The 24,117-nt window shown below is 72.3% G+C and carries 22 protein-coding genes and 3 tRNA genes; 11 read left to right on the plus strand and 14 right to left on the minus strand.

From position 1 onward, the window contains the following. Nucleotides 1-679: 679 nt before the first annotated feature. Nucleotides 680-1,264 (minus strand): hypothetical protein, encoded by a 585-nt coding sequence (locus AB0K05_RS25320; RefSeq protein WP_364232193.1) that lies wholly within the window; start codon nt 1,262-1,264, stop codon nt 680-682. Between the two features lie 682 nt (nt 1,265-1,946). Continuing rightward, nucleotides 1,947-2,021, minus strand: a tRNA-Val gene (locus tag AB0K05_RS25325). Between the two features lie 434 nt (nt 2,022-2,455). Between AB0K05_RS25325 and AB0K05_RS25330 the strand changes: the two genes are divergently transcribed. Beyond that, nucleotides 2,456-2,872 (plus strand): SsgA family sporulation/cell division regulator, encoded by a 417-nt coding sequence (locus AB0K05_RS25330; RefSeq protein WP_148030778.1) that lies wholly within the window; start codon nt 2,456-2,458, stop codon nt 2,870-2,872. Nucleotides 2,873-2,877: 5 nt separating this feature from the next. Here AB0K05_RS25330 and AB0K05_RS25335 read toward each other — a convergent pair whose 3' ends face one another. Beyond that, on the minus strand, nt 2,878-3,519 hold the full coding sequence (locus AB0K05_RS25335) for a DUF305 domain-containing protein (protein ID WP_364232196.1): 642 nt from the start codon (nt 3,517-3,519) through the stop codon (nt 2,878-2,880). 55 nt (nt 3,520-3,574) lie between these two features. Between AB0K05_RS25335 and AB0K05_RS25340 the strand changes: the two genes are divergently transcribed. Continuing rightward, nucleotides 3,575-4,942 carry a hypothetical protein gene (locus tag AB0K05_RS25340; RefSeq protein ID WP_148030777.1) on the plus strand — a complete coding sequence of 456 codons (1,368 nt, stop codon included), beginning with the start codon at nt 3,575-3,577 and terminating at the stop codon, nt 4,940-4,942. A 40-nt stretch (nt 4,943-4,982) separates the two neighbouring features. Here AB0K05_RS25340 and AB0K05_RS25345 read toward each other — a convergent pair whose 3' ends face one another. Genes AB0K05_RS25345 through AB0K05_RS25355 form a run of 3 tightly spaced genes read right to left on the minus strand, consistent with a single transcriptional unit; the run spans nt 4,983 to nt 7,704 of the window. Beyond that, a complete protein-coding gene (locus tag AB0K05_RS25345) occupies nt 4,983-5,813 on the minus strand; it encodes an aminotransferase class IV (protein WP_148030776.1) in 831 nt (276 codons plus the stop codon). Further along, nucleotides 5,810-6,823 (minus strand): chorismate-binding protein, encoded by a 1,014-nt coding sequence (locus AB0K05_RS25350; protein ID WP_364232200.1) that lies wholly within the window; start codon nt 6,821-6,823, stop codon nt 5,810-5,812. Before AB0K05_RS25350 ends, AB0K05_RS25345 begins: the two co-directional genes overlap by 4 nt. Beyond that, nucleotides 6,790-7,704 carry a LysR family transcriptional regulator gene (locus tag AB0K05_RS25355; RefSeq protein ID WP_261808465.1) on the minus strand — a complete coding sequence of 305 codons (915 nt, stop codon included), beginning with the start codon at nt 7,702-7,704 and terminating at the stop codon, nt 6,790-6,792. Before AB0K05_RS25355 ends, AB0K05_RS25350 begins: the two co-directional genes overlap by 34 nt. A gap of 58 nt (nt 7,705-7,762) precedes the next feature. On the opposite strand from AB0K05_RS25355, the gene AB0K05_RS25360 reads away from it, so the two are divergent. Beyond that, nucleotides 7,763-8,935, plus strand: coding sequence for a Rid family hydrolase (locus tag AB0K05_RS25360; protein ID WP_364232203.1), 1,173 nt, complete (start codon nt 7,763-7,765; stop codon nt 8,933-8,935). On the opposite strand, the gene hutH is transcribed toward AB0K05_RS25360, so the two are convergent. Genes hutH through AB0K05_RS25375 form a run of 3 tightly spaced genes read right to left on the minus strand, consistent with a single transcriptional unit; the run spans nt 8,932 to nt 11,702 of the window. After that, nucleotides 8,932-10,482 (minus strand): histidine ammonia-lyase, encoded by a 1,551-nt coding sequence (gene hutH / locus AB0K05_RS25365; RefSeq protein ID WP_364232206.1) that lies wholly within the window; start codon nt 10,480-10,482, stop codon nt 8,932-8,934. The two genes, AB0K05_RS25360 and hutH, sit on opposite strands and share 4 nt — an antisense overlap. A gap of 16 nt (nt 10,483-10,498) precedes the next feature. Then, nucleotides 10,499-11,203: a helix-turn-helix transcriptional regulator gene (locus tag AB0K05_RS25370; RefSeq protein WP_148030771.1), complete on the minus strand. Its 705-nt coding sequence runs from the start codon at nt 11,201-11,203 to the stop codon at nt 10,499-10,501. 43 nt (nt 11,204-11,246) lie between these two features. Continuing rightward, on the minus strand, nt 11,247-11,702 hold the full coding sequence (locus AB0K05_RS25375; RefSeq protein ID WP_271278682.1) for a DUF4383 domain-containing protein: 456 nt from the start codon (nt 11,700-11,702) through the stop codon (nt 11,247-11,249). 86 nt (nt 11,703-11,788) lie between these two features. Here AB0K05_RS25375 and AB0K05_RS25380 point away from each other — a divergent pair, with 86 nt between their 5' ends. The 8 genes from AB0K05_RS25380 (at nt 11,789) to AB0K05_RS25415 (ending at nt 16,943) form a co-directional block, all read left to right on the plus strand. Continuing rightward, the gene (locus AB0K05_RS25380; protein WP_271278681.1) at nt 11,789-12,535 is read left to right on the plus strand and encodes an SDR family oxidoreductase; all 747 of its coding nucleotides are present in this window, start codon (nt 11,789-11,791) and stop codon (nt 12,533-12,535) included. Between the two features lie 74 nt (nt 12,536-12,609). Next, a tRNA-Gly gene (locus AB0K05_RS25385) sits at nt 12,610-12,681 on the plus strand. A 14-nt stretch (nt 12,682-12,695) separates the two neighbouring features. Then, a tRNA-Val gene (locus tag AB0K05_RS25390) sits at nt 12,696-12,770 on the plus strand. 221 nt (nt 12,771-12,991) lie between these two features. After that, nucleotides 12,992-13,636 carry a hypothetical protein gene (locus AB0K05_RS25395; RefSeq protein WP_364232210.1) on the plus strand — a complete coding sequence of 215 codons (645 nt, stop codon included), beginning with the start codon at nt 12,992-12,994 and terminating at the stop codon, nt 13,634-13,636. A 116-nt stretch (nt 13,637-13,752) separates the two neighbouring features. Beyond that, nucleotides 13,753-14,463: an IclR family transcriptional regulator C-terminal domain-containing protein gene (locus AB0K05_RS25400; protein ID WP_364232213.1), complete on the plus strand. Its 711-nt coding sequence runs from the start codon at nt 13,753-13,755 to the stop codon at nt 14,461-14,463. A gap of 9 nt (nt 14,464-14,472) precedes the next feature. Beyond that, nucleotides 14,473-15,123, plus strand: a complete 651-nt coding sequence (locus AB0K05_RS25405) for an epimerase (RefSeq protein ID WP_271278678.1) — start codon at nt 14,473-14,475, stop codon at nt 15,121-15,123. A 75-nt stretch (nt 15,124-15,198) separates the two neighbouring features. Then, entirely contained in the window at nt 15,199-16,299 is a 1,101-nt protein-coding gene (locus AB0K05_RS25410; RefSeq protein WP_271278677.1) for an LLM class flavin-dependent oxidoreductase, read from the plus strand. Then, entirely contained in the window at nt 16,296-16,943 is a 648-nt protein-coding gene (locus AB0K05_RS25415; RefSeq protein WP_364232216.1) for an FMN reductase, read from the plus strand. The genes AB0K05_RS25410 and AB0K05_RS25415 overlap by 4 nt, the downstream gene beginning before the upstream one ends. A 3-nt stretch (nt 16,944-16,946) precedes the next feature. Here the strand turns inward: AB0K05_RS25415 and AB0K05_RS25420 are convergent, their stop codons facing one another. From AB0K05_RS25420 to rhaI, 5 genes are all read right to left on the minus strand, one after another. After that, nucleotides 16,947-17,864: a superoxide dismutase gene (locus AB0K05_RS25420; RefSeq protein WP_271278675.1), complete on the minus strand. Its 918-nt coding sequence runs from the start codon at nt 17,862-17,864 to the stop codon at nt 16,947-16,949. Nucleotides 17,865-17,939: 75 nt separating this feature from the next. Further along, nucleotides 17,940-18,536, minus strand: coding sequence for a DUF1349 domain-containing protein (locus AB0K05_RS25425; protein ID WP_271278674.1), 597 nt, complete (start codon nt 18,534-18,536; stop codon nt 17,940-17,942). A gap of 46 nt (nt 18,537-18,582) precedes the next feature. Beyond that, on the minus strand, nt 18,583-20,841 hold the full coding sequence (locus AB0K05_RS25430; protein ID WP_364232220.1) for a DUF4132 domain-containing protein: 2,259 nt from the start codon (nt 20,839-20,841) through the stop codon (nt 18,583-18,585). Between the two features lie 76 nt (nt 20,842-20,917). Beyond that, complete coding sequence (locus tag AB0K05_RS25435) at nt 20,918-22,957, minus strand: bifunctional aldolase/short-chain dehydrogenase (protein ID WP_364232223.1); 2,040 nt, start codon at nt 22,955-22,957, stop codon at nt 20,918-20,920. Continuing rightward, nucleotides 22,957-24,108: an L-rhamnose isomerase gene (gene rhaI / locus AB0K05_RS25440; protein WP_271279356.1), complete on the minus strand. Its 1,152-nt coding sequence runs from the start codon at nt 24,106-24,108 to the stop codon at nt 22,957-22,959. Before rhaI ends, AB0K05_RS25435 begins: the two co-directional genes overlap by 1 nt. Nucleotides 24,109-24,117 lie beyond the last annotated feature (9 nt).

Below are 24,117 nucleotides of genomic sequence, written 5' to 3' on the forward strand. Positions count from 1 at the left end.
ACGTTCGGCTGTCGGGGGCCGCGCCACGTCGAATCCGAGCATGTCCGGACTTCCACCATGTGCCGCCACGCTCATGGCGCCGCCCTTGGGGGGACCGTAGGGGGACCGGCAGTCTCGGACACTCCCGTTTCAAGTCGGTGTTACCGACACTGTCCGGCCCCGCCTACGTTGCACCTACCTGCAGTTATGTCAGGGAGCGGTAATCCCCGACATCACCCGACACGCTGATCCGCGGACTTCTAATCCGACGGTCGCAGGTTCGAATCCTGGAGGCTGCATTGAGCGACTTGACCTGCGGAACATGCTGATTCCGCGAGGTCTGTGCCGACAGAACGTCGGTACAGTAGCTCTGGGTTTGCATCACCCCGGTGCAGTTCCGGAGCCCCTCCACGGAGGCACGAGATGCGTCCCCCGGCCGTGGGGCCAAACTCCGGCCCTACACCGGGTGGTTTCAGGGCGAGCTCAGGCGGGCGAAAGCGTCCGGCGTGACAATCGGGATTCCGTAGGCACGCGCCTTGTATGCCTTTCCGGACATCGAGTCGGGATCGGCGGCGACCAGCAGCCGCACGCGCTTGGTGATGTTTCCGTGCGGGACGTACCCGGCCCGCTATGCCCGTTCCTCCCAACTCGCCCAGCCGCCCTCCATGTCGCCGGTGAACACGACGAGATCGCTGGGCTGCTAGCTGGAACCCGGCCGTGGCGGAAGGGTGCCGGGGCGCGTCATCGCAGGCCCGCGCAGATTGCACCGCCGCCGCCGGAAGCGAGCAGGGCAGCGACGAGGTCGGGTTCGCGGCGCTCGGCGGGCGTGACGCTGCCGGGCCTCGGCCGCGTGGGCCAGCGCGTTCAGGTAGTCGTGGTGCAGGTGGACAGCGCCGGCGCGGCCGAGGTCGAGCTGTGCGGCAAGGGCGATCAAGGCGTCGGCTTCGGCGGCCGAGATGTGGTGGCCGAGCAGCACCTGGTCGAGCAGGGCGAAGTAGGGGTCGGCGCAGACGGTATCGGCGGCCTGGGGCAACCTGTCCAGCAGCCGGGCCAGGAAGTGGGTGTCGCACTCGGCGGACACGCCTCGCCGTACCGGGAGGATGTCGGTACGCGGGATGGCCGGCCAGCTCAGCACGCAGGCGGACTGGCCGACGTGGGCCCAGGGTGAGTTCGGGTGGGCGAGCATGAGGTAGCGGCGTAACAACTCGGCGGCGGCGCGGGCGTCAATGAGCGCGTCGCGGTGGCCGTCGAGCGGGATGTCGGCGACGGCCCAACAGCCAGCCAAGGGCGGGGATCGCGGCGCCGGCCCGGGCGAACTCCTGTTCCAGGAGGCCGAGGTCGAAGCGGAGATCGTGGGCCAACTGGCGCCCGGCCGCCGCAGCAGGGCGGCGAGGATTCCGGCGATCTCCTTGAAGGTCGGCGCGTGACGGACGTCGGCGGCGGTGATGCCTGGATGCGCTGCGGTCCCAGGTCGCGTTCGGGGTTGGCCGGAGCGCTCCATTCACCGGTGACGAGTCCGCGCGGATCGAGCAACACGACTCCGACCTCGACGATCCGGTCGTGCCAGGTCGGCCGCAGACAGGTGGTCTCAACGTCGATGACGGCGTATCCGGGTTGGTCGCTGATCATTGCCCTCACCCTCTTCGTCCATCGGACGGACGCACCGTGATGCCTGGGGGTTGGAGCGCGGGTACGGATTGTGATCGCCTTGCTGATCAGCAAGCTCCACACTCACGACCTGTACAACGTAGATCACAGCCAAGGGCTCGCCTGGGAAGCAGGCACGGGCCGGAGGTCCGCCAGTTGAACATCACCCGCCGGGCGCGGCCATCGGACGAGGCCGCAGCCTGCCGTTCCATGGCGCCCCGCGAGCAAGGGTGACGGATCGTCCCGGGGTCAGATCGGGGTCAGACGATCAAAAAAGCCGGACCCCGATCTCGGAATCCGGCCTCTGACCTGCTGCGATGTGGTGGGCGATACTGGGATCGAACCAGTGACCTCTTCGGTGTGAACGAAGCGCTCTCCCGCTGAGCTAATCGCCCGCCCCGCCTGGCCCCCGTGGGGCCCGACGGGGAAAACCATACCGCACTCCGGCACCCGCTGGCGAAACGATAGACGGCAGGGTGAGGATTCGGGGTGAAACGCGGCGGTTGCCCACCGCCGTGGCAGGCTCGTGGCATACCATCGTCGTGTCCCGGGTAGACGCCCGACGTGCTCACTATCGAGAACGGTCGTCGGCGGCTCCCTGAACGAGATCCACTGCACGCAAAACCCTTGCAAATACGGCCCAACTGATCCCGTTTAGCCAGGTAGATGCCTAAATGTCCAGCTGTGAGTTGCGTTACAGAAGGCCCTCGGAGCGGAATCTTTCCAACGGGTTTCTTCGTTCCGCCGTCATAGCTCGGACGAGGACGAAGTACGCCCGAGCAGTGAAAGCCCCGTAGAGGGGACCTACGACGAAAAGGTTTGGCTGACGATGAACAGCACCACCGTCTCCGCCGAGCTTGGCCTTCGGCTTGTGGTCCCCGACCGTACTACCGTCCCCCTGCTCGCCGGGCTCAGCTACACAGCCGACGACCCGTACGCCATCCGCATGGCCTTCCACGTAGGGAACGACGAACCGGTCGAGTGGATCTTCGCCCGTGAGCTGCTGACCGTCGGCATCGTCCGGCGGGTCGGCGACGGCGACGTGCAGGTGTGGCCGGCGCGCGCCGACGGCGAGCGCACGCTGCACATCAGTCTGACCTCCCCCTTCGGGCAGGCGCTGTTCGAGGTGCCGCTGGCCCCGCTGACGGAGTTCCTGCACCGCACCTACGAGAAGGTGCCGGCCGGGCGGGAGACCGACTACATGGATCTGGACTCCGAGCTGTCCAACATGCTCTGGTCCAGCTGAGCGGGTCAACGGGCGGGCAGCTTGTCCAGGATCTTGCGCATCCTGGCGATCTCGATGCCCTGGCCCGCGTACATGTCCCTGGCCATGAGACGCATCCGCTGGTCCCTGCCCCCGGCCAGCTCCTCCTCCGCCATCTTGAGCGCGCCCTCGTGGTGCCTGATCATGAGCTGCAGGAACATGCGGTCGAAGACGCCGCCCTCGGCCGCGCGTAGCGCCTTGAGCTGCTCCTCCGTCGCCATGCCGTAGCCCTCCATGCCCCGATGGTCGTGACCGAACGGGACGCGGCGGCCCAGGGCGGCCAGCCAGTCCGACATGATGGTGATCTCGGGCTGCTGGCTGAGCGCGATCTGCTCGGCGAAGCCGAGCACGGAGGCCGTGGTGGTGCGGTTCGCCGCCAGGGCGGTCATCTCCAGCGCCTGCCGGTGGTGGGGGATCATGCCTTCGGCGAAGCGCACGTCCGCCGCCGTGGGGGTGGCCGGCACCTGCCCGATCCGTTCGCCGGGGGTCGCGGTGCGGGCCGTCGCGCCGGGGCTCTGCGGCACGATCACCGGCGCCTCGGTGCCGACCGGTGACGGCTGCGGCGCCTCCGCACCGCAGGCCGCGAGGGCCGACGATGTCAGCAGAACTGTGACCAATAGCGCGCGCATTCCGGACCTCTCTGGCATAGCTTCCATACTGAGCTATGAGACGAGGGGGACAGGCGTGATCTTCGCCAAGGTTCGATGGGCCGCGCTGGGGGCGGCCTTTCTGCTGGTCACCGCATGCGCGGGGAGCCCAGAGCCGGAGGCGGAGGCGCCGCCCGCCAGCCAGCGGCCTCAGTCGTCGCAGAGCGAGGCCTCGCCGGGTGAGGTGATGACGAGCGAGAACGTCACGCACGTGGCGAACGTGCCGCGCACCGCCCCGCTCAACGGCCCGATGGACTGGAACACCGACCTGGCCTTCCAGGGTGACTACCTCTACATGGGGAACTTCGGCGGGTTCTCGATCTTCGACATCAGCGACCCCACCGCCCCGAAGATCGTCAGCCAGGTCACCTGCCCGGCGCAGCAGAACGACGTGTCGGTGCACGAGAACCTGGTGATCCTGTCGATCGACGCGCCGCGCAGCGGCGAGGGCTGCGACTCGACGGAGGACCGGGGCGCGTGGGAGGGCCTGCGCATCTTCGACGTCAGCGACAAGAAGAACCCGAAGTACGTGGGAGCCGTCGCCACCGAGTGCGGCTCGCACACGCACACGATGGTGCCCACGGACGACAAGCTGCTCGTCTACGTCTCCTCCCCCGGGCCCGAGCCCTCCTCCGACACCTGCCCGCCGCCTCACCAGCTGCTGCAGATCGTGGAGATCCCGATGGACGACCCGGCCTCCGCGAAGGTGCTGGCGACCCCGGAGATCCCGATCGAGAACCAGGGTGAGGGCACCGGCTGCCACGACATCACCGCCTACCCGGAGAAGAACCTGGCCGCGGCCGCCTGCTTCGGCGACGGCTTCCTGCTCGACATCACCGACCCGGTGAGCCCCAAGCTGATCCAGCAGGTCACCGACCAGGAGAACTTCCAGATCTGGCACTCGGCCACCTTCAACAACGACGCGACCAAGGTGCTGTTCACCGACGAGCTGGGCGGCGGCTCGTCCCCGACCTGCACCTCGGAGATCCCCGCCACCAAGGGCGCGAACGCGGTGTACGACATCGTCGGCGGCAAGCTGGAGAAGCGCGGCTACTTCAAGATCCCGCGTGAGCAGCAGGAGACCGAGAACTGCGTCGCCCACAACGGCTCGCTGCTGCCGATCCCGGGCAAGGACATCATGGTCCAGGCCTGGTATCAGGGTGGCGTGTCCTTCCTCGACTTCACCGACTCCAACGCCATCAAGGAGATCGGCTTCTTCGAGCGCGGCCCGTACCCGGAGGAGGGCATCGCCGGGTCGTGGTCGGCGTACTACTACAACGGGTACGTGTACTCGGCCGACATCCAGATGGGCCTGGACGTCCTGAAGATCGACGACCCGCTGACGGATCCGGCCAAGGACGTCAAGATGGACGACTTCAACGTCCAGACCCAGAAGAGCTACTGACCTGAGCGGGCCGCCCCGGCGGGGCGGCCCGGCGCGGGGCTCAGGGGTCGAGGTCGGCGGCGGCGCGCTCGGCGAACACCCGCATGGCCTTGGCGGTGATCGGGCCGGGGGCGACGGGCAGCACGGTGTCGTCGACGCGGGCGATCGGCTGGACGTCGCGGGTGGTGGAGGTGAGGAACGCCTCCTCCGCGGAGTAGAGGGCGGACAGCGGCACGTCGGCCTCCTCGGCCCCGGACCACTCGACGACCAGCGCGCGGGTGACGCCCGCCAGGCAGCCCGCCTCCAGCGTCGGGGTGAGCAGCCGCCCGTCGCGGACGATGAAGATGTTGGAGCCGGTGCCCTCGCACAGGTTGCCGGCCAGGTTGCCGAAGATCGCCTCGCCGCCGCCGCGGGCCTTGGCGTAGGCCAGGGCCTTGGCGTTGTCGCCGTAGGAGGTGCTCTTGACGCCGGACAGGGCGCCGCGCTCGTTGCGCGGCCAGGGCACGACGGTGACGTCCGCGGCGGCGGGGAACGGCTTCTGCTCGTCGACGATCACCACCGAGGTGGCGCCCTGGTTGCCGCGGTCGGAGCCGAGCGGGCCGGGGCCGCTGGTGTAGGTGACGCGGATGCGGCCGAGCGGCCAGGCGGGGGCGGCGGCCAGGCACTGCTCGATGCCGCCGGCGATGGCATCCAGGTCGGGCTCGGGCAGGTCCATGCGCCGGGCCGAGAGCCTGAGCCGGTCGAGGTGGCGGGTGAGGGCGAAGGACCTGCCGTTGACGATCTTGATCGTCTCGAACACGCCGTCGCCGACCATGAGGCCGTGGTCGAAGACCGAGACGGTGGCCCGCGCGGGGTCGTGCAGTTCGCCGTTGACCCAGACCGGGACGTTCATCGCTTTCCTCCTGAGGATGCCAGTGTGATCAGCCTGGACGCCTTGAGCTCGGTTTCGAGCCACTCCCGCCCGGGGTCGCTGCCCCAGGTGATGCCCGCTCCGGTGCCGAAGCGGATCTGGCCGGCGCGGATCCAGAACGTGCGGATGCCGACGGCCAGCGCCGCGGTGCGCCGGTCGGCGTCGACCCAGCCCACGGCCCCACAGTAGGTCCCGCGCGGCTCGGGTTCGAGTTGATTGATGATGCGCAGGGCCGAGGATTTGGGCGCGCCGGTGACCGAGCCGGGCGGGAACGTGGCGGCGAACAGCTCGGCCCAGCCCACTCCCGGCTCCAGCCGGGCGCGGACGGTGGAGACGAGGTGGACGAGGCCCGGGTGCTCCTCGACGGCGCACAGCTCGGGCACCTCGACGCTGCCGGGGACGGCGACCCGGCCGAGGTCGTTGCGGACCAGGTCGACGATCATGACGTTCTCGGCGTGGTCCTTCTCCAGCAGGTCGCCGGCGGTGACGCCGGTGCCCTTGATGGGGCGGGACTCGACCACGTCGCCGTCGCGCGACAGGTAGAGCTCGGGCGAGGCGGAGACCACGTCGAGGCCGGGCAGGTGGATGACGGCGGCGTGCGGGGCGGGGTTGCCGGCGGCGAGCCGGGCGGCCAGCGCCAGCGGGTCGGACCCGGCGGGCAGCGGGGCGGTGAGGACGCGGCAGAGGTTGGCCTGGTAGACCTCGCCCTGCTCGATGTGGTCGCGGATGGCGCGCACGCCGGCCTCGTAGGCGGCCCGGTCGAGGGAGCTGTGCCACTCGCCGGGGCGCGGGCCGTGCCAGGGGCCGCGCGGCGGGGGCAGCGGGGCCCGGCGCACCCGGTCGAAGCGGGCGCAGGTGACCTTGCCCTCGTAGTCGACCACGACGGCCCACCAGCCCTCGCCGTCGAGCGCGGCGAGGTCGGTCGTCACGTCGCGCAGCCCGGAGGCGAACCGATCTCCTAAGTGCGCGTATCCGTCGTACACGCCTTCCATTCTCCCAGCATTCCGGCGAGCTCCGTCGCCGCCGGGAGCGCCGGGTCGGGCAGGGCCGCGTACACGGTCCGCGCGGGCAGTTGCCCGCGCAGGCGGCGCAGGACGAGCGAGGCCGGCACGGCGCGGGCGGCCAGCTCCGGCACGAGCGTGACGCCGAGCCCCGCGGCGACGAAGCCGAACTTGCCCGACCACTCGGCGACCCGCAGCCCGCCGCGCGGGGTGAAGCCGGCGGCGGCGCAGGCGGCCAGGAGCAGGGTGGGCTGGCCGCGCGGGGCGGCCTCGATCCACGACTCCCCGGCCAGGTCGCGCAGGTCGACGTCGTCCTGACCGGCCAGCGGGTGGTCGCGGGGCAGCGCGACCAGCAGGCGGTCCTCCAGCAGCGGGACCAGGCGGAGCCCGCCGGGCGGCGTGACCAGATAGTCGCTGATCACGGCCACGTCGAGCGCCCCTGCGTGCAGGCGCTCGATCAGGCGAGGGCTGAGCGCTTCGGCGAGCCGCAGGTCGACGGCCGGCCGGCGGTCGGCGAACCGTTTGAGGGTGGCGGGCACCAGGTCGGCGTTCGCGGTGGCGAACGAGCCGACGCGCAGCGTGCCGCCGCTGCCGCGGTGCAGCGCGGCCAGCTCCTCCCCCGCTCGTTCGAGCCGGTCGAGGACCCCGGCGGCGTGGCGGTGCAGCAGGTGGCCGGCGGGGGTCAGCCGGACGCCTCTGGGCAGGCGTTCGAAGAGTGGCCCGCCGGCGGCACGTTCGAGCGCGGCGACGCGGCGGGAGACGGCGGACTGGGTGTAGCCGAGCAGCTCGGCGGCGGCGGTGAACGATCCGCTCCTGGCGACCTCGTCGAACAGGCGGAGCGTGGCGGTGTCGAAGGCATTCGTATCAGGCATGGCTGCCATGCAATCTAGTCGCTGGTGGAATACCACGCGTTCGGCTTCACTGTGGGACGTGATCGCATTTCTCGGACAGGGACGCATGGGCGTCCCCATGGCCCGGCGGCTGGAGCGCGCCGGGCACAAGGTGACCACGTGGCGGCGCGGGACCGGGGTGACGGCCGCCTCGGCCGTCGAGGGCGCCGGCCTCGTCATCACGATGCTGCGGGACCCGGCCGCGGTGCGTGAGGTGCTGGCGGCGGCGCTGCCGGGGCTGCGGCCCGGGGCGACGGTGGTGGAGATGTCCACGATCGGCCCGGAGGAGGTGCGCGGGCTGCGCTCGCTGCTGCCGCCGGAGGTGCGCCTGGTGGACGCGCCGGTGCTGGGGAGCGTCGGCCCGGCCGCCGAGGGCGCGCTGACGGTGCTGGCCGGCGGTGACGTGTCCGGCTGCCGCGAGGTGCTGGAGGTGTTCGGCACGGTGCGCGAGTGCGGCCCGCTCGGCGCGGGCGCGGCCATGAAGCTCGCCGTCATGAGCGCTCTCGTGCCCGCCCAGGTGCTGGTCGCGGAGACGCTCGCGTACGGGACCGCGCACGGGGTGGATCGTGCGGCGCTGCTGGAGGTGCTGGCGGGCACCCCGCTCGGACCGGTGGCGGAGCGGCTGCGCGAGCCCGCGCGGGAGACCCGCTACGCGCTCGGGCTGGCGGCCAAGGACCTGGGCCTGGCCGCGTGGCCGGGGGCGACGCTGGCGACCGCGGCCCACCGGCGGCTGCGGGAGGCCGAGGCGGCGGGCCTGGGCGAGCGGGACCTGACCGCCGTCGCCGGGCACGTCGAGGGCGGGCGTGACCCGGTCGGGGGAGAACGGCGGGCGGTGCCGCTCAACCCCGCGACGGTGCCGGCCACGAACGGGATGTACTCGCACGCGGTGCGCGTGGGCGACATGCTCTACGTGTCCGGCCAGGCGGCCTTCGACGAGCGGGGCCGGCTGGTCGGCGAGGGGTCGATGACCGAGCAGGCCGAGCACGTCTTCAGGTGCCTGGGCGAGATCCTCGCCGACCAGGGCGCGGGGTTCGGCGACATCGCGTTCCTGCGCACGTACCTGACCGACATGGACGACCGTGTCGAGTACGGGCAGGTGCGCAGGAAGTACATCACCGGCACTCCCCCGGCCAGCACGACCGTGGAGGTGTCGAAGCTGTTCATGCCGGGGCTGCTGCTGGAGGTGGACGCGATCGTCGCGCTGCCGTCCTAACCCAGCGGGCCGGTGACGGACTCGGCCGCCGAGACCACGCCGCCCTCGGCCACCAGCCGCACCGCCGCGTCGATCTCCGGGGCGAGGAACCGGTCGGGACCCGGCCCCGGCACGGTCTCGCGCAGCGCCCCGACCACGGCGGCGGTCGCCGGGGCGGGCGTGAGCGGGCGGCGCAGGTCGAGCGCGCGGGCGGCGGTGAGCACCTCGACGGCCAGCACCCGGGTGAGGCCGTCGACGGAGCGGCGCAGTTTGCGGGCGGCCGACCAGCCCATCGAGACGTGGTCCTCCTGCATGGCGCTGCTGGGGATGGAGTCGACGCTGGCGGGCACGGCCAGCCGCTTCAGCTCCGAGACGATGGCGGCCTGCGTGTACTGGGCGATCATGTGGCCGGAGTCGACCCCGGGGTCGTCGGCCAGGAACGCGGGCAGGCCGTGGTTACGCGCCACGTCCAGGAAGCGGTCGGTGCGCCGCTCGGACATCGAGGCCAGGTCGGCGGCCACGATGGCGAGGAAGTCCAGCACGTACGCGAGCGGCGCGCCGTGGAAGTTGCCGTTGGACTCGACCCGGCCGTCGTCGAGCACGGCCGGGTTGTCGACGGCGCTGGCCAGCTCGCGCGCGGCGACGGTGGCGGCGTGCGCGATCGTGTCGCGGGCGGCGCCGGCGACCTGCGGGGCGCAGCGCAGCGAGTAGGCGTCCTGGACGCGGGTGCACGCCTCGGGGTCGCGGTGGCTGGCCATGATGCCGGAGCCGGCCAGGATCCTGACCATGTTGGCGGCGGCCGCGGCCTGGCCGGGGTGCGGGCGCAGGGCCTGGAGCTCGGGGGCGAACACGCGGTCGGTGCCGAGCAGCGCCTCGACGCTCATCGCGGCGCTGACGTCGGCGGTCCTGGCCAGGCGGGTCAGGTCGTCGATGGCGAGGATGAGCATGCCGAGCATGCCGTCGGTGCCGTTGATGAGGGCCAGGCCCTCCTTGGCGGCGAGCTCGACCGGCTCGATGCCGGCCTGCTTGAGCGCCTCGGCCGCCGGGGTGACATTTCCGGTTTTGTCGCGTACGACGCCCTCGCCCATGAGCGTGAGGGCGACGTGCGCGAGCGGCGCGAGGTCGCCCGAGCAGCCGAGACTGCCGTACTCGTGCACCACCGGCGTGATGCCCGCGCTGAGCAGCGCGGCGAGGGTCTTGGCCGTGGTCGGGCGGATGCCGGTGTGGCCGGTGGCGAGCGTGTGCAGGCGCAGCAGCATGAGCGCGCGCACCACCTCGGTCTCCACCTCGGGGCCGTTGCCGGCGGCGTGCGAGCGCACCAGCGAGCGCTGCAGCTGCGCGCGGAGCGCGGGGTCGATGTGGCGGGTGGCCAGCGCGCCGAACCCGGTCGAGATCCCGTACGCGGGGACGGGGGCCTCGGCCAGGTCGTCCACCCGCTGACGGGCGGCGGCGACCGCGGCGACCGCGTCGTCGGTGAGCCGGACGGGGGCGCCGTGTCTGGCCACCCGGATGACGTCGTCGAAGGTGAGCGGATCGGGACCGACGTTCACGACCTCGTTGTCGCGCATGATGTGCTTCTCCCGCTTAGGTAACCGGCGAATGCGATGTTAGCTCCTTACCGGAGAACAACGCGGCCAGCCCCTCCCGTCCCTCCCCGGTGAGCACGACCGCGCGCGGCAGGCTGCCCCTGCGGTACCAGCCGCGCTCCAGCAGCACCGCGGTGACGGCCGCGCCGAGCGCGCCGCCGAGGTGGGCGCGGCGCTCGGTCCAGTCGAGGCACTCGGGCGCGAACCTGCGCTTGGCCCGGCGCGCCCGCGCGACGTCCACGCCCAGCTCCGCCAGCAGCCGCTCCCCCTCCGGGGTGACCCGCTCGCCGTCCAGGCAACCCTGCCCGCGCAGCGCGTCCAGCAGCGCCACGCCGGCCCGCCCGGCCAGGTGGTCGTAGCAGGTGCGCGCCTCCTCCAGCAGCCGGGCCTGCCGCGACTGCCGCAGCGACCGCACGGGCGGCCGCGCGCTCACCCTGGCCAGCACCTCCAGCACCTCCGCGACCTCGTGCCCGGCCAGCCGGTAGTAGCGGTGACGGCCCTGCCGCACCACGCCGACCAGCCCGCCGTCGAGCAGCCGGGCCAGGTGGGCGCTGGCGGTGGCCGCGCTCACCCCGGCCACCCGGGCCAGCTCGCCGGCCGCCAGCGCGCGCCCGCCGAGCAGCGCCGTAAGGATCGCGGCCCTGGTCGGGTCGGCGATGAGCGCCGCGACCGGCGCGATGTCCGCATCGGATGGGTTACCCATACCGTGACCGTAGCCCAGGTACCCTTCGACACTGGTCGAAGCGTCACCGGTGCCGGGTCCCTAGGGTGCGGCGGCCGAGCAGCCCGCCGAGCACGATCATGCCGACGCCCAGCACGAAGTGCAGCCAGTCGTCCGCGGTGTTCAGCGGCACGAAGTTGGCCGCGCTCTCCTTGTCGACGAGCAGCCCGTAGACCCACAGCAGCAGGTAGATGACCCCGCCGCCGATGAGGAACGCCTTGGCCGCGGCCGCCGTGCGCGCCATGAGCAGACCGGCGACCCCGAACACCAGGTGCACGATGTTGTGCAGGACCGACACCTGGAACAGGCCGAGCAACCGCGCGTCGGAGTGGTGCCCGGCGAACTGCATGGTGTCGTAGTTCGTGGTGACGCCCGGCACGAACCCGAGCAGGCCGACGATCAGGAACGCCACCCCCACGAGCAGCGCCGCCTTCTGTACGGGCGAGCGCGTGGTACCGGCGTGAGACTTCGGGGTGACCATGAGACCCTTCCCCCTCGTACGGGTTTCCGGCTCCCACACCGCTACCCCGCGATGCGCGCCGCATGCGCCTCGATAGGGTGGCGGACGTGCATGAGCAGGGAAGAGTCGCGCTGGTCACCGGCGCATCGCGCGGCCTGGGCGCCGCGATCGCGCGCCGGCTGGGCGCCGACGGGTGGGCCGTCGCGGTCAACTACCGTTCCGACACGGCGGGGGCCGAGGTGGTGGCCGGTGAGATCAGGGCGGCCGGCGGGCACGCGGAGGCGTTCCAGGCGGACGTGACGGACGAGGCCGCCGTCACCGGCCTGGTGGCCCGGGTCGCGCGGGCGCTCGGGCCGGTCGAGGCGCTGGTGCTCAACGCCACCGGCCCGCAGCCTGAGGTCGGCGTCGAGGAGCTCACCTGGCAGGCGCAGCTCGACCAGCTCACGTTCTTCGTCAAGAGCCCCACGCTGCTCGTCCAGGCCTGCCTGCCCGCGATGCGGGAGCGCGCCCGGGGCCGGGTGATCCAGATCGGCTCCGACATCGTGGACCGGTCGCTGCCGCGTACCTCCGCCTACACCGCCGCCAAGGCGGCGCAGCACGCGATGACCCGCTGCTGGGCGCGCGAGCTCGGCCCGTACGGGATCACCGTGAACGTGGTCGCGCCCGGCTGGATCCCGGTCGAGCGGCACGCAGGTCTGGAGGCCGGCGACTACGTCGCGGAGGTGCCGGTGGGGCGGATCGGCACGCCGAGGGACGTCGCGGCGGCGGTGGCGTTCGTGGCCTCCGACGAGGCCGCGTACCTGACCGGGCAGCGCGTCACCGTCAACGGCGGGCACACGTCGATCCCCGTCTGACGGACAATCCGGTTTGGGGAGTCGGCGAGTATTCGCTATGGTTCTCTCGTCACCCGGAGTTCATCCGGGCGGGCGCGGAAGTGGCTCAGTGGTAGAGCATCACCTTGCCAAGGTGAGGGTCGCGGGTTCGAATCCCGTCTTCCGCTCGGTTTCCCCACGCGGACGATTAGCTCAGCGGGAGAGCGCTTCCCTGACACGGAAGAGGTCACTGGTTCAATCCCAGTATCGTCCACCACCAGCCCTCGGCCCTCCGCCGAGGGCTTTTCTCGTGCGGATGCGTCGCCGGGTCAGCGGCGCGGATCGCGGCCGGGAGCTCGTCTTCTACCTGACCGCCGGGCCACAAGTCCTTCTTTTTGCCTACGGCGAAGCCCGACGCCTGGTCGACATCCTGGGGGCCGCTCGGGCGCACTAGTCGATCACAACCAGTCCTCAAGTGCCGCCGTCCACGATCTGATCATGGGGAAGAGGACGCGGGAGCGCCGTAACAGGCGGCAACGGTGGGAGGCGGCCCGAGCTTACGCCGGAGCGCGGGAGCGGCGGAAGGCCGCCGGTGCGCGGGCGCGGGAGCAGCGGCTCACCGCGGACGGTTCCACTCCGGCGGGCGAGACCAGCGCGAAAGTGTTCGCCGGGTTCGGGGTGCTCATGCTGGTCTTCGCACTGGTGGGGATTCCGTTCCTCATCCTCGACTCGAACGTGCCCGAGGTGCAGACGGCGCTCGGGATAAGAGGGACGCCCGGGACCGCGACCGTCCTGTCCTGCAGGGCGTACCGGGTCAGACGCAGCACCCGCTACGACTGCGAGGCCCGGTTCGTGTTCGAGGACCCGGCCAGAGCGCCGATCGTCATCAAAACCGTGGCGGACGTGGAGGTGGGCGAGACGTTCCCGGCCGCGATCGGCCCGCAGGGAGACCAGGCACTCCCCACCGGGGCCCGAGGCGTGTGGAGGGCCGTCCCGGTGATGAGCGTCGTCCTGCTCACACCGGCCATACTGCTGTTCTGCCTCGGCCTCCTGATGAGGTCCAGGGCGATGAAGACAGGAGCGGGGGTGCTGGTCGCGATCATGGCCGCGGCCGTGATCACTGGATTGACACTCGGCCGGTGAGGGGTCGGCGGGGTGTCGCCGGGGGTAGCCTGCCGGTTTTCAGATGGCGCACACCGGAGGTCCGGCGGATGCTGGTGTGCATGAATGGCGAGGAACCCAGCGATCTCATCCGTAGCGTGTCCCGCGCGCTGCGCGTGCTGGAGGAGGTCTCCCAGTCCGACCGGCCGCTCACGGTCAAGGTGATCGCGCGCCGGTGCGGGCTGAATCTGTCGACGTCCTACCATCTGGTGCGCACGCTCTGTTACGAGGGTTACCTGCATCGGCGGCCCACCGGGGACTACCTGCTCGGGCCTCAGGTGGCCGAGCGCTTCCACGACATGCTGGACGCCTTCCGCCGGCCTCCGGAGGCGTGGGCGGTGCTCACCCACCTGGCGGCGACCACCGGGCACACCGCCTATCTTGCGCGGCTGGCCGACAGCCGGCTGGTGGTCGCGGGGGTGGCGGAAGGGCCGGCGTCGCCGTACCTGGAGGATCTGCAGACGGGGCTGGAGGCGGCGCCGCACGCGACCGCGCTCGGCAAGGCGCTGATGCTGACGCTCCCCCGGGAGGCGCGGCGGGCGCTGCTCGCCGAGACCGGGATGCGGCGGTTCACGCCCGCGACGCCCGTCCGGCCGGAGGAGCTGGAGGCGGAGCTGGGCGGGATGCGCGAGGACCAGGTGGTGGAGGAGCACGGGCAGTTCCGCGAGGAGGTGGCGTGCGCCGGCGTCGCGGTGCCGGGGGCGGCCGCGGACCCGCGCTGGGCCCTCGCGATCTCGACGCGAGGGCTGGACATCCCGCCGTGGGTCCGCCGCAGGCTGCGCGAGGCGGCCGCCGACCTGGGGGGTTAGGCTGCGGTCATGAGGGTCGTCATGTTCGGCGCCACCGGCATGCTCGGGCAGGGCGTGCTGCGCGAGTGCCTGGCCGACGACCGGGTGGAGGCGGTGCTGACCGTCGGCCGCTCCCCTACCGGCCTTGCGCATCCCAAGCTCCGCGAGATCCGCCACGCCGACCTGCTGGACCTGGCGCCCGTCGCGGGTGAGCTGGCCGGGTACGACGCCTGCTTCTACTGCCTGGGGGTGTCCTCGGCGGGGATGGGCGAGCGGGAGTACCGGCGCGTCACGTACGACTTCACGCTGTCGGCGGCGGGCACGCTGGCCGGCCTCAGCCCGGGCTCGACGTTCGTGTACGTGTCGGGGATCGGCGCCGACGCCCGGAGCCGCACGATGTGGGCCAGGGTGAAGGGCGAGACGGAGAACGCGCTGCTGGCGCTGCCGCTGGAGGCCTTCGTGTTCCGCCCCGGATACATCCAGCCGCTGCACGGGGCCACGTCCAGGACCCGGCTCTACCGGCTGGCGTACGTGGTGGCGGCGCCGTTCTATCCGATCCTGCGGCGGGTGTTCCCGTCGTCGGTGACCACGACGGAGCAGATCGGGCGGGCTATGATCGCGGTGGCCGCGCACGGTGCGCCCGTCCGGGTTCTCGACGCGGCCGCGATCAACGCTCTGTGACACCCTGGAATAACGCGGTATGCCCGGACGCTTACATAGCTGTTGAAACTTCAACAGTACAGGTGGGTGACTAAAATGCAGTTTGGGATCTTCAGCGTCGGCGACGTGACCACGGATCCGACCACGGGGCGTACCCCCACCGAGGGCGAGCGCATCAAGGCGATCATGCGGATCGCGCTCAAGGCCGAGGAGGTGGGCCTGGACGTGTTCGCCACCGGGGAGCACCACAACCCACCGTTCGTGCCGTCCTCGCCGACGACCATGCTCGGCTACATCGCCGCCAGGACCGAGCGGCTGGTGCTGTCCACCGCCACCACCCTGATCACCACGAACGACCCGGTCAAGATCGCGGAAGACTACGCGATGCTGCAGCACCTGGCCGACGGCCGGGTGGACCTGATGATGGGGCGCGGCAACACCGGGCCGGTCTACCCGTGGTTCGGGCAGGACATCAGGCAGGGCATCCCGCTGGCGGTCGAGAACTACGCGCTGCTGCACAAGCTGTGGCGCGAGGACGTGGTCGACTGGGAGGGCCGCTTCCGGACCCCGCTGCAGGGCTTCACCTCGACGCCGCGCCCGCTGGACGGGGTGCCGCCGTTCGTGTGGCACGGCTCCATCCGCACTCCGGAGATCGCCGAGCAGGCCGCCTACTACGGCGACGGGTTCTTCGCCAACAACATCTTCTGGCCGAAGGAGCACTTCATCCGGCTGATCAGCCTCTACCGGCAGCGGTACGCCCACTACGGGCACGGCACGCCGGAGCAGGCCATCGTCGGGCTCGGCGGGCAGGTGTTCATGCGCAAGAACTCCCAGGACGCGATCCGCGAGTTCCGCCCGTACTTCGACAACGCCCCGGTGTACGGCCACGGGCCGTCGCTGGAGGACTTCATGGCCGAGACGCCGCTGACGGTCGGCAGCCCGCAGCAGGTCATCGACCGTACGCTGCGGTTCCGCGAGTACTTCGGCGACTACCAGCGGCAGCTGTTCCTCATGGACCACGCCGGGCTGCCGCTGAAGACGGTGCTGGAGCAGCTCGACATCCTCGGCGAGGAGGTCGTGCCGGTGCTGCGCCGGGAGTTCGCGATCGGCCGGCCGGCCGGCGTCCCCGACGCCCCCACCCACGCCTCTCTGGTCGCCGCCCGGGAAGCCGAGAACGTCAAGGAGGTCAACGCATGAAGCTCGTCGTCGTGACGGCCGGGCTGACCCAGCCGTCCTCCACCCGCCTGCTCGCCGACCGCCTCGCGCGGGCCGCCGGCGAGCGGCTCGGCGGCGCGGCCGAGACGACCGTCGTCGAGCTGCGCGACCTGGCGGTGGACATCGCCAACAACTTCGTCACCGGCTTCCCGAACGCCCGCCTGCGGCAGGCGATCGACGCCGTCACCGGGGCCGACGGCCTGATCGCGGTGACCCCGGTGTTCACCGCCTCCTACAGCGGGCTGTTCAAGTCGTTCTTCGACGTGCTCGACCCGCAGGCGCTGGCGGGCAAGCCGGTCCTGATCGGCGCCACCGGCGGCACGCCCCGGCACTCGCTGGTGCTGGAGCACGCCATGCGTCCGCTCTTCGCGTACCTGCGCGCCGTGGTGACGCCGACCGCCGTGTACGCGGCCTCCGAGGACTGGGGCGGCGGCGACGACGCCTTCACCGACGGGCTGTCCGACCGGATCGCCCGCGCGGCGTCGGAGCTGGCCGACCTCATGGGCCGCCGGGTTCCGCACGCCGCGCCGCCGGTGAACGGGAACGGGAAGCGGGCCGGCGGCGCGGAGGCCGAGGAAGTCGTCCCGTTCGAGGAGTATCTGGCCTCGATCCGGCCCCCGTCCTGACGGTCAGCGCCTGGCCTTGACGGACACCACGTCGTAGGCGGTGTCGGGGGCCGGCGGGGTGGTGAAGCGGGCGTTCGGCAGGTAGAGGCGCCCGCCGAAGGCCGCCACCGTGGTCGGCACGTCGAACCGGTCGTCGGTCAGCCGGTCGACGACCCGTCCCGACGAGCCGTCGGCGCTCATGCGGACCACGGCCACCGTGTTCAGCCGGTTCTGCACCACGTACAGGGTGCGGCCGCGCAGCAGCAGGCCGTCGCCGTTGGCGAGCGACTCGCCGCCCAGGTCGACCTCGGTGGTGACGCCGCTGCGCGGGTCGGCCTTGAACAGCTTGCCGGTGTTGGACTGCACGACGAGCAGGTTCCTGTGGTCGGGCGTGGGGGCGATGCCGTTGGCGTTGGTGCCGGTGGCGAACTGGATCGCGCCGGTGAGCGGGATGGTCACCGCCTCCCGCGGGAGCCCGCCGTGGCGGCCGAGCGGGAGCTTGTAGAGCACCGGGTTGGCCGAGTCCGTGATCCAGGCGGCATCGCGGAAGAGCAGCACGTCGTTGACGAACGCGGTGCCGGTGGCGAGCTGGTACGACCTGATCACCGCGCCGGTGCGCAGGTCGATGACGCGTGCGTCGCCGGCGTTGCCCCCGGCGACGAACAGCCGCCCGCGGTCGTCGGACTTGAGGCCGAGCGACTGGGTGCCCGGGCCCTTGCTGATGATCTTCCCCTGGCCGGTGCGCAGGTCGGCGCGGTAGATGTCGCCGGTCGCCCGCGATCCGAAGTAGGCGTGCGGGCCGGGGCCGATCTCGATGCCCTCCGGCTGGAACCCCGCCGGCAGCGGGAAGGTGGCGGGCGGGGCGGCCGCCTGGGCGGGCGGCGCCAGGAGCGCGCCCGCGAGCGCCGCGCAGAGTGCGGTCTTGAGGATCGCTGATCTCATGCGGCCCACGATCCCCCTGCCGCGGGCCGCCGCAAAGGCCCAGGAGCGGGCTTCACAGCGACCTCTGAGGATTGTTCACTCCCCGTTGCGCAGATCGGTCAGCCGTTTGGACGCGTACCGGATGTCCTCGAAGCGGACCGTGGCGCCCTGTCCGGTGGGGCTCTGGGCGAGGAAGCCGGCCTCGGGGTCGCCGTCGAGCGCGAAGTATCTGATGAGGCTCCAGGCGCCGGCCCCTTCGGCGACGTGGAAGGCGAAGGCGGCGCCGACGCGGGAGACGCGGAGCCTGATGTCCTCGCCGGTCATGGGCACGGAGTTGCAGTCGTCGGAGACGCCCCGGGTGACCACCGAGACGACGGTGGGCGTGCCCTGCGGGGAGAGTTCGAGGCAGAGCTTGGCCCACCGGTCGCCGTCGGCGTACAGCAGCAGGACGCCCGCGTCGAAGGTGGAGCGGAGGTCGAGCCTGACCCGGGCGCTGAGGGTGAAGTCGCCGTCGAGCCGTCCCACCAGGGCGGGTGCGTTGGCGTAGCGGTTCGGCTCGCCGGGGTCGGAGAACAGGTCGGTGCCCGCCGCCGCGGTGATGACGAGCGTGTCGTCGCCGTCGGCGCGCCACCCTTCGGGCTCGTTCAGCCAGCGCAGCGGGGCGGGGAACGCGGGCAGGGATACGGCAGCCATCAGGCGTCTTCCTCCAGAGTCGTCACGCGACCGGTCCGCCCTCACTCTAGCCCTGATTGGGAGCGCTCCCAAGAGATCTGGCGCTCTCGTCCGTGATCCCGGTGTCGGCGGCCAGCAGGAACGCCTTGGCGAGGATGAGCGCGAGCGTGCCGTCCTCCTCGAAGGGCAGGAAGATCCGCCCGCCGGGCTTGCGTGCGCCGGCGATGGACAGGGGGACGTCGCCGGGCTCCATGAGGACGCCCGCGCCGCCCAGGTGGATCTTGTAGGTGCGCAGGTCGCCGCGGACGACCAGGTGGCGGTCGGTGAGCGTGCACCGGCCGGCGATGGCGGTGCCGGGCAGGATGCGCTCCAGCGCGTCGCGGCGCACCCGCGCCGACGCCGGCAGCTCGTACGCCTCGGCGGAGCGCGCGTGGCGGTCGCCGTCCAGGGCGGGGCCGGCGACGAACAGGTCGACGTCGCGCATGGCCTCGCTGAAGACCAACGGCGGCACCCCGGCCAGGGGCGTCTCCCGCCACTGGCGGCCGTCGCGCCGGTCGAAGCGGACCTGGCCGGTGCTCGCGTACGCGGCGTCGCCGGTCAGCTCGTAGCCGAACCGGACCCGCCACGCGCCCTCGGCCAGCTCCTTCCATGCCTCGCCCGGCTCGCCGTGGTGGCGCAGCCAGGCGGGCTGCCAGCCGCGCTGCTTGGCGAGCGCGTAGAGGCGGTCGTGGCCGACGAGGCGGGCGGCGAACCTGCCGGAGGAGGCGGCGTGCTCCTCGGCCGGGGTGAGCGCGTAGACCTCGCGGTAGGCCTGCTTGAACGGCTGGCGCAGCCGCCGCTCGGTGATGGTCTCGCGCCAGGCGCGGATCTCCTCCATCGGGGCGCGGGCGGGGTGCCAGAGGGTGACCTCGTCTCCGGGCTCGCGGTCGCCGGGCAGGAACGGGGCGCCGTCGTGCCAGATGAGGGCGCGGGCGACGGCGCCGGTGACGGGGTGGTCGCGGTAGAGGCGGGCCCACTCCCCCGGCGGCCAGGACCGTTCGACGCCGAACAGGGCCTCCAGCCGGTCGCGCTCGGCCGACAGGGTGTGCCGCACCTCCTTGACCAGGGCCTTGATCTCGCCGGCGGCGGCGAGGCCGGAGGGCAGGCCGCGCCTGGTGCGCCCGCCGGCGTCGCGGGCGGTGACGCGCACCGTCCTGGCGTCCTCGACGGTGACGGTGACGGTCCACGCGCCGTCGGCCCAGTCGCGGCTGCCGTCGGCGGACAGCCCGTGGCCGGGGACGCCGCGCTCGACGAGCTGGGCGGCGGTGACGCCGTGACGGGCGGCGGCCGTGGCCAGGGCGGCGCCGATCTGCTTGAGCAGGGATCTGCTCCTGACGTCCTGCTGGAGGCGGCGCAGCGCGTCGACGGCGCCCTCGCACTCGGCCAGGGCGTGGACGACGCCGCTCGCCAGTTTGAGGTCGGGCTCCGTGCCGCTGCCGTGGCCGCCCGCCGCGAGGACCAGCCGGGTGAGGGCGGGCGCCGCCCCGCCGGCCCGGGCCAGGGCCGCGGCCCAGGCGAAGCCGCGGGCGACGTCGGTGTTGACGTCGGTCATGAGCAGGCGGGCCGGGCCCCCGTGACGGCCGCCCTCGTAGCGGGCGCCGTCGAAGGCGCGCAGACCGGCCGCGACCAGCTCGCCGGCGCCCTCGCCCGCCAGCAGCTCCAGGCAGCGGGCGCGCCACGCCTTGGCCGGGCGCGGGCCGCCGGCCACGCTCAGGTGGTCGACGAGGGCGACGAGGTGCGGGGCGGGCGGCTCGCCCAGATGGTCGCGTACGGCCGCGCCCCAGCCGTCTCTGCCCAGAGGAAGAGCGAGCGGGCTGGGATTGACCCGGGCGAGCGCGCGCTGCATGCCCTTGCGCTCGTCGGGGCTGAGCGGGCACTCCTCGATCGCGTCGAACAGCGGCTCGACCGCCTTCCACGGCTCGTGCCGCGCCTCCGCGGGGAGCGCGGCGCTCTCGCCGGCCAGATGGCTGATCCAGCCGACGTCGCCGTGGTCGAGCCGGCGCTTCCTGGCGGCGGCGAACAGCTCGGTCATCTCGGCCGGGGTCCACGCCCCGCCGCGGTGGACCGCCAGCGACAGCTCGCGGCCGTATGCGTCGGCCCGCAGCCGGGCGAGGCGGACGGCGGCCTCGCGGCAGGTGGCCCGGTCCGCCTTCGCCAGGTGGCGGTGGACCACCTCCAGCACGGTGTGCGCCTTCGCGCGGATCCGCTCCCGCTCGTCGTGGGCGGTGATGTGGAGGTCGTCCATGGCGCGGTCGAGCGTCTCGAGCTTGTCAAGCCATTCCAGCATGGCGCCGATCATGCCCGACGGCACCGACAAAGACGCCGCCCCCGGCTGTCCTGCCGGGGGCGGGTTCCGGTACGGATCAGCGCAGGAACGCGGCGGCCACCCCGGCGTCGACGGGGACGTGCAGGCCGGTGGTGTGCGACAGGTCGCCGCCGGTGAGCGCGAACACGGCCGCGGCCACGTGCTCCGGCAGCACCTCCTTCTTCAGCAGCGTCCGCTGGGCGTAGAACTCGCCGAGCTTCTCCTCCTCGACCCCGTACACGGCCGCCCGGTTGGCGCCCCAGCCGGAGGCGAAGATGCCGGAGCCGCGGACCACGCCGTCGGGGTTGACGCCGTTCACCCGGATGCCGTGGGCGCCCAGTTCGGCGGCGAGGAGCCGTACCTGGTGGGCCTGGTCGGCCTTGGCGGCGCCGTAGGCGACGTTGTTCGGCCCGGCGAAGACGCTGTTCTTGGAGGAGATGTAGACGATGTCGCCGCCCAGGTCCTGGTCGATCAGCACGCGGGCGGTCTCACGGGAGACGAGGAACGAGCCGCGCGCCATCACGTCGTGCTGGAGGTCCCAGTCGTCGAGCGTGGTCTCCAGCAGCGACCGCGACAGCGACAGCCCGGCGTTGTTGACGACGAGGTCGACGCCGCCGAAGGCGAGCACGGCCTGCCGGATCGCCTCCTGGACCTGATCTTCGGAGGTCACGTCCACGCCGGCCGCGATCGCCACGTCCCGCCGCAGGTGGGCGGCGGCCCCCAGCTCGGCGGCGACCTTCTCGGCGGCGGCCAGGTCGCGGTCGGCGACCACCACGCAGGCGCCCTCTGCGGCCAGCCGGCGGGCGGTGGCGGCGCCGATGCCGGACCCGCCGCCGGTCACCAGGGCGACCCGCCCGGCCAGCGGCCTGGGCTTCGGCATCCGCCGGAGCTTGGCCTCCTCCAGCTCCCAGTACTCAATGCGGAACTTCTCCGCCTCGTCGATGGGCCGGTAGCTGGACAGCGCCTCCGCGCCGCGCATCACGTTGATCGCGTTGACGTAGAACTCGCCGGCCACCCGCGCGGTCTGCTTGTCCTTGCCGAAACTGAACATGCCGACGCCGGGCACGAGCACGATGGCCGGGTCGGCGCCGCGCATCGGCGGCGAGTCCGGGGTGGCGTGCCGCCGGTAGTAGGCGGCGTAGTCGTCGCGGTAGCGGGCGTGCAGCTCGCGCAGCCGGGTCACCGCGTCGGCCAAGGGGGCGTCCGGCGGCAGGTCCAGCACGAGCGGGGCGACCTTGGTGCGCAGGAAGTGGTCCGGGCAGGAGGTGCCGAGCGCCGCCAGCCGGGGGTGCTCGGCGCGCGACAGGAAGTCGAGCACCTCGGGGGTGGCGGTGTAGTGGCCGACCTGCCGGGCGTCCGTGCCGGCCAGGCCCCGGACGACGGGGAACAGCTCGGCGGCGCGGCGGCGCCTGGCCTCCTCCGGCAGCGGCTCGTGGACCACCGGCCCGAACGGGTCGGGACGGCCGTGCGCGGCGATGTGGGCCTCGGCGGTGCGGATGATGTCGAGCGAGTTGCGCTCGCACTCCTCGCTGGTGGCGCCCCAGGCGGTGATGCCGTGGCCGCCGAGCACGCAGCCGATGGCTCGGGGGTGGTCCTTCTTGATGGCGGCGATGTCCAGGCCGAGCTGGAAGCCGGGCCGCCGCCACGGCACCCACACCACGCGGTCGCCGAAGATCCGCTCGGTCAGCTCGGGGCCGTCGGCGGCGGTGGCGATCGCGATGCCGGAGTCGGGGTGCAGGTGGTCCACGTGGGCGGCGTCGACCAGGGCGTGCATGGCGGTGTCGATCGACGGGGCCGCGCCGCCCCTGCCGTGCAGGCAGTAGTCGAACGCGGCGACCATCTCGTCCTCGCGCTCGACGCCCGGGTAGACGTCCACCAGGGCGCGGACCCGGTCCAGCCGGAGCACGGCGAGGCCGGCGGCCTTGAGCGTGCCGAGGTCGCCGCCGGAGCCCTTGACCCACATGAGCTCGACGTCGCCGCCGGTGACCGGGTCGGTCGCGGAGCCCTTGGCGGAGGTGTTGCCGCCGGCGTAGTTGGTGTTGCGGGGGTCGGCGCCGAGCCGGTGGGAGCGGGCCAGGAGTTCGTCGGGCGTGGTCATCAGGCACCCCACCCGGCCTGGGCGCCGCCCACCCGGTCGGCGGCGATTTTCTCGAAATATCCGGACTTGGCGTACGCGGCCATCGGGTCCGGCGCCAGCCCCGACTCCTCCCGCAGCTCCGCCAGCAGCGGCCGCACGTCGGTGTTGTAGGCGTCCATCAGCACGGCGTTCGCGCCGAGCACGTCACCGGCCCGCTGGGCCGCGGCCAGCGCCTCCCGGTCCACGAGCAGCGCCTTGGCGGTGGCCTCCTGCACGTTCATCACCGACCGGATCTGCCCGGCGATCTTCGGCTCGATGTTGTGGCACTGGTCGAGCATGAAGGCGGTCCGCTCGGTGAACCCGCCGCCGCCGATCACCTCGTACATGATCCGGAAGAGCTGGAACGGGTCGGCGGCGCCCACCATGAGGTCGTCGTCGGCGTAGAAGCGGGAGTTGAAGTCGAAGCCGCCGAGCTTCCCCTCGCGCAGCAGGAACGCCACGATGAACTCGATGTTGGTGCCCGGCGCGTGGTGGCCGGTGTCGACCACGACCTGCGCCTTCGGGCCGAGCTTGACGCAGTGCGCGTACGCGGTGCCCCAGTCGGGCAGGTCGGTCATGTAGAAGGCGGGCTCGAACAGCTTGTACTCCAGCAGGAACCGCTGGTCGTCGCCGAGCCGCTCGTAGACGGCGGCCAGCGCCTCGGCCAGCCGGTCCTGCCTGGCCCTGATGTCGTCCTGCCCCGGGTAGTTGGTGCCGTCGGAGAACCACAGCTTGAGCGTGTCCGACCCGGTGGCGTCCATGATGTCGACGCATTCGAGCAGGTGCGCCAGCGCCTTGGCCCGCACCTTCGGGTCCGGGTGGGTGACGCTGCCCAGCTTGTAGTCGTCGTCCTGGAACACGTTGGAGTTGATCGCGCCGATGCCCACCCCCAGCCCGGCGGCGTGACTTGCCAGGTCGGCGTAGTCGTCGACCTTGTCCCACGGGATGTGCAGCGCCACCGTCGGCGCCACCCCGGTGAACGCGTGCACCTGGGCGGCGTCGGCGATCTTCTCGTACGGGTCGCGCGGCACCCCCCGCTGGGCGAACACCTTGAAGCGCGTGCCGGAGTTGCCGTACGCCCACGACGGCGTCTCGATCCGCTGGGCGCGGAGCGATTCCTTGATCATTCTCATATCCCCGAT

The sequence above is a fragment of the Nonomuraea sp. NPDC049486 genome, assembly GCF_040676925.1.
GTDB classification, from domain to species: domain Bacteria; phylum Actinomycetota; class Actinomycetes; order Streptosporangiales; family Streptosporangiaceae; genus Nonomuraea; species Nonomuraea ferruginea.

Excerpts from the sequence above, each read along its gene's own strand:
- hutH (WP_364232206.1), bottom strand. The coding sequence starts at position 10,482 with ATGCGCGACAACGAGGTCGTGAACGTCGGTCCCGATCCGCTCACCTTC.
- AB0K05_RS25335 (WP_364232196.1), bottom strand. The coding sequence starts at position 3,519 with ATGCGCGCGCTATTGGTCACAGTTCTGCTGACATCGTCGGCCCTCGCG.
- AB0K05_RS25435 (WP_364232223.1), bottom strand. The coding sequence starts at position 22,957 with ATGACCACGCCCGACGAACTCCTGGCCCGCTCCCACCGGCTCGGCGCC.
- AB0K05_RS25355 (WP_261808465.1), bottom strand. The coding sequence starts at position 7,704 with ATGCCTGATACGAATGCCTTCGACACCGCCACGCTCCGCCTGTTCGAC.
- AB0K05_RS25415 (WP_364232216.1), top strand. The coding sequence starts at position 16,296 with ATGAAGCTCGTCGTCGTGACGGCCGGGCTGACCCAGCCGTCCTCCACC.
- AB0K05_RS25375 (WP_271278682.1), bottom strand. The coding sequence starts at position 11,702 with ATGGTCACCCCGAAGTCTCACGCCGGTACCACGCGCTCGCCCGTACAG.
- AB0K05_RS25405 (WP_271278678.1), top strand. The coding sequence starts at position 14,473 with ATGAGGGTCGTCATGTTCGGCGCCACCGGCATGCTCGGGCAGGGCGTG.
- AB0K05_RS25425 (WP_271278674.1), bottom strand. The coding sequence starts at position 18,536 with ATGGCTGCCGTATCCCTGCCCGCGTTCCCCGCCCCGCTGCGCTGGCTG.
- AB0K05_RS25410 (WP_271278677.1), top strand. The coding sequence starts at position 15,199 with ATGCAGTTTGGGATCTTCAGCGTCGGCGACGTGACCACGGATCCGACC.
- AB0K05_RS25345 (WP_148030776.1), bottom strand. The coding sequence starts at position 5,813 with ATGAACGTCCCGGTCTGGGTCAACGGCGAACTGCACGACCCCGCGCGG.
- AB0K05_RS25420 (WP_271278675.1), bottom strand. The coding sequence starts at position 17,864 with ATGAGATCAGCGATCCTCAAGACCGCACTCTGCGCGGCGCTCGCGGGC.
- AB0K05_RS25330 (WP_148030778.1), top strand. The coding sequence starts at position 2,456 with ATGAACAGCACCACCGTCTCCGCCGAGCTTGGCCTTCGGCTTGTGGTC.
- AB0K05_RS25430 (WP_364232220.1), bottom strand. The coding sequence starts at position 20,841 with ATGCTGGAATGGCTTGACAAGCTCGAGACGCTCGACCGCGCCATGGAC.
- rhaI (WP_271279356.1), bottom strand. The coding sequence starts at position 24,108 with ATGAGAATGATCAAGGAATCGCTCCGCGCCCAGCGGATCGAGACGCCG.
- AB0K05_RS25395 (WP_364232210.1), top strand. The coding sequence starts at position 12,992 with ATGGGGAAGAGGACGCGGGAGCGCCGTAACAGGCGGCAACGGTGGGAG.
- AB0K05_RS25350 (WP_364232200.1), bottom strand. The coding sequence starts at position 6,823 with ATGGAAGGCGTGTACGACGGATACGCGCACTTAGGAGATCGGTTCGCC.
- AB0K05_RS25370 (WP_148030771.1), bottom strand. The coding sequence starts at position 11,203 with ATGGGTAACCCATCCGATGCGGACATCGCGCCGGTCGCGGCGCTCATC.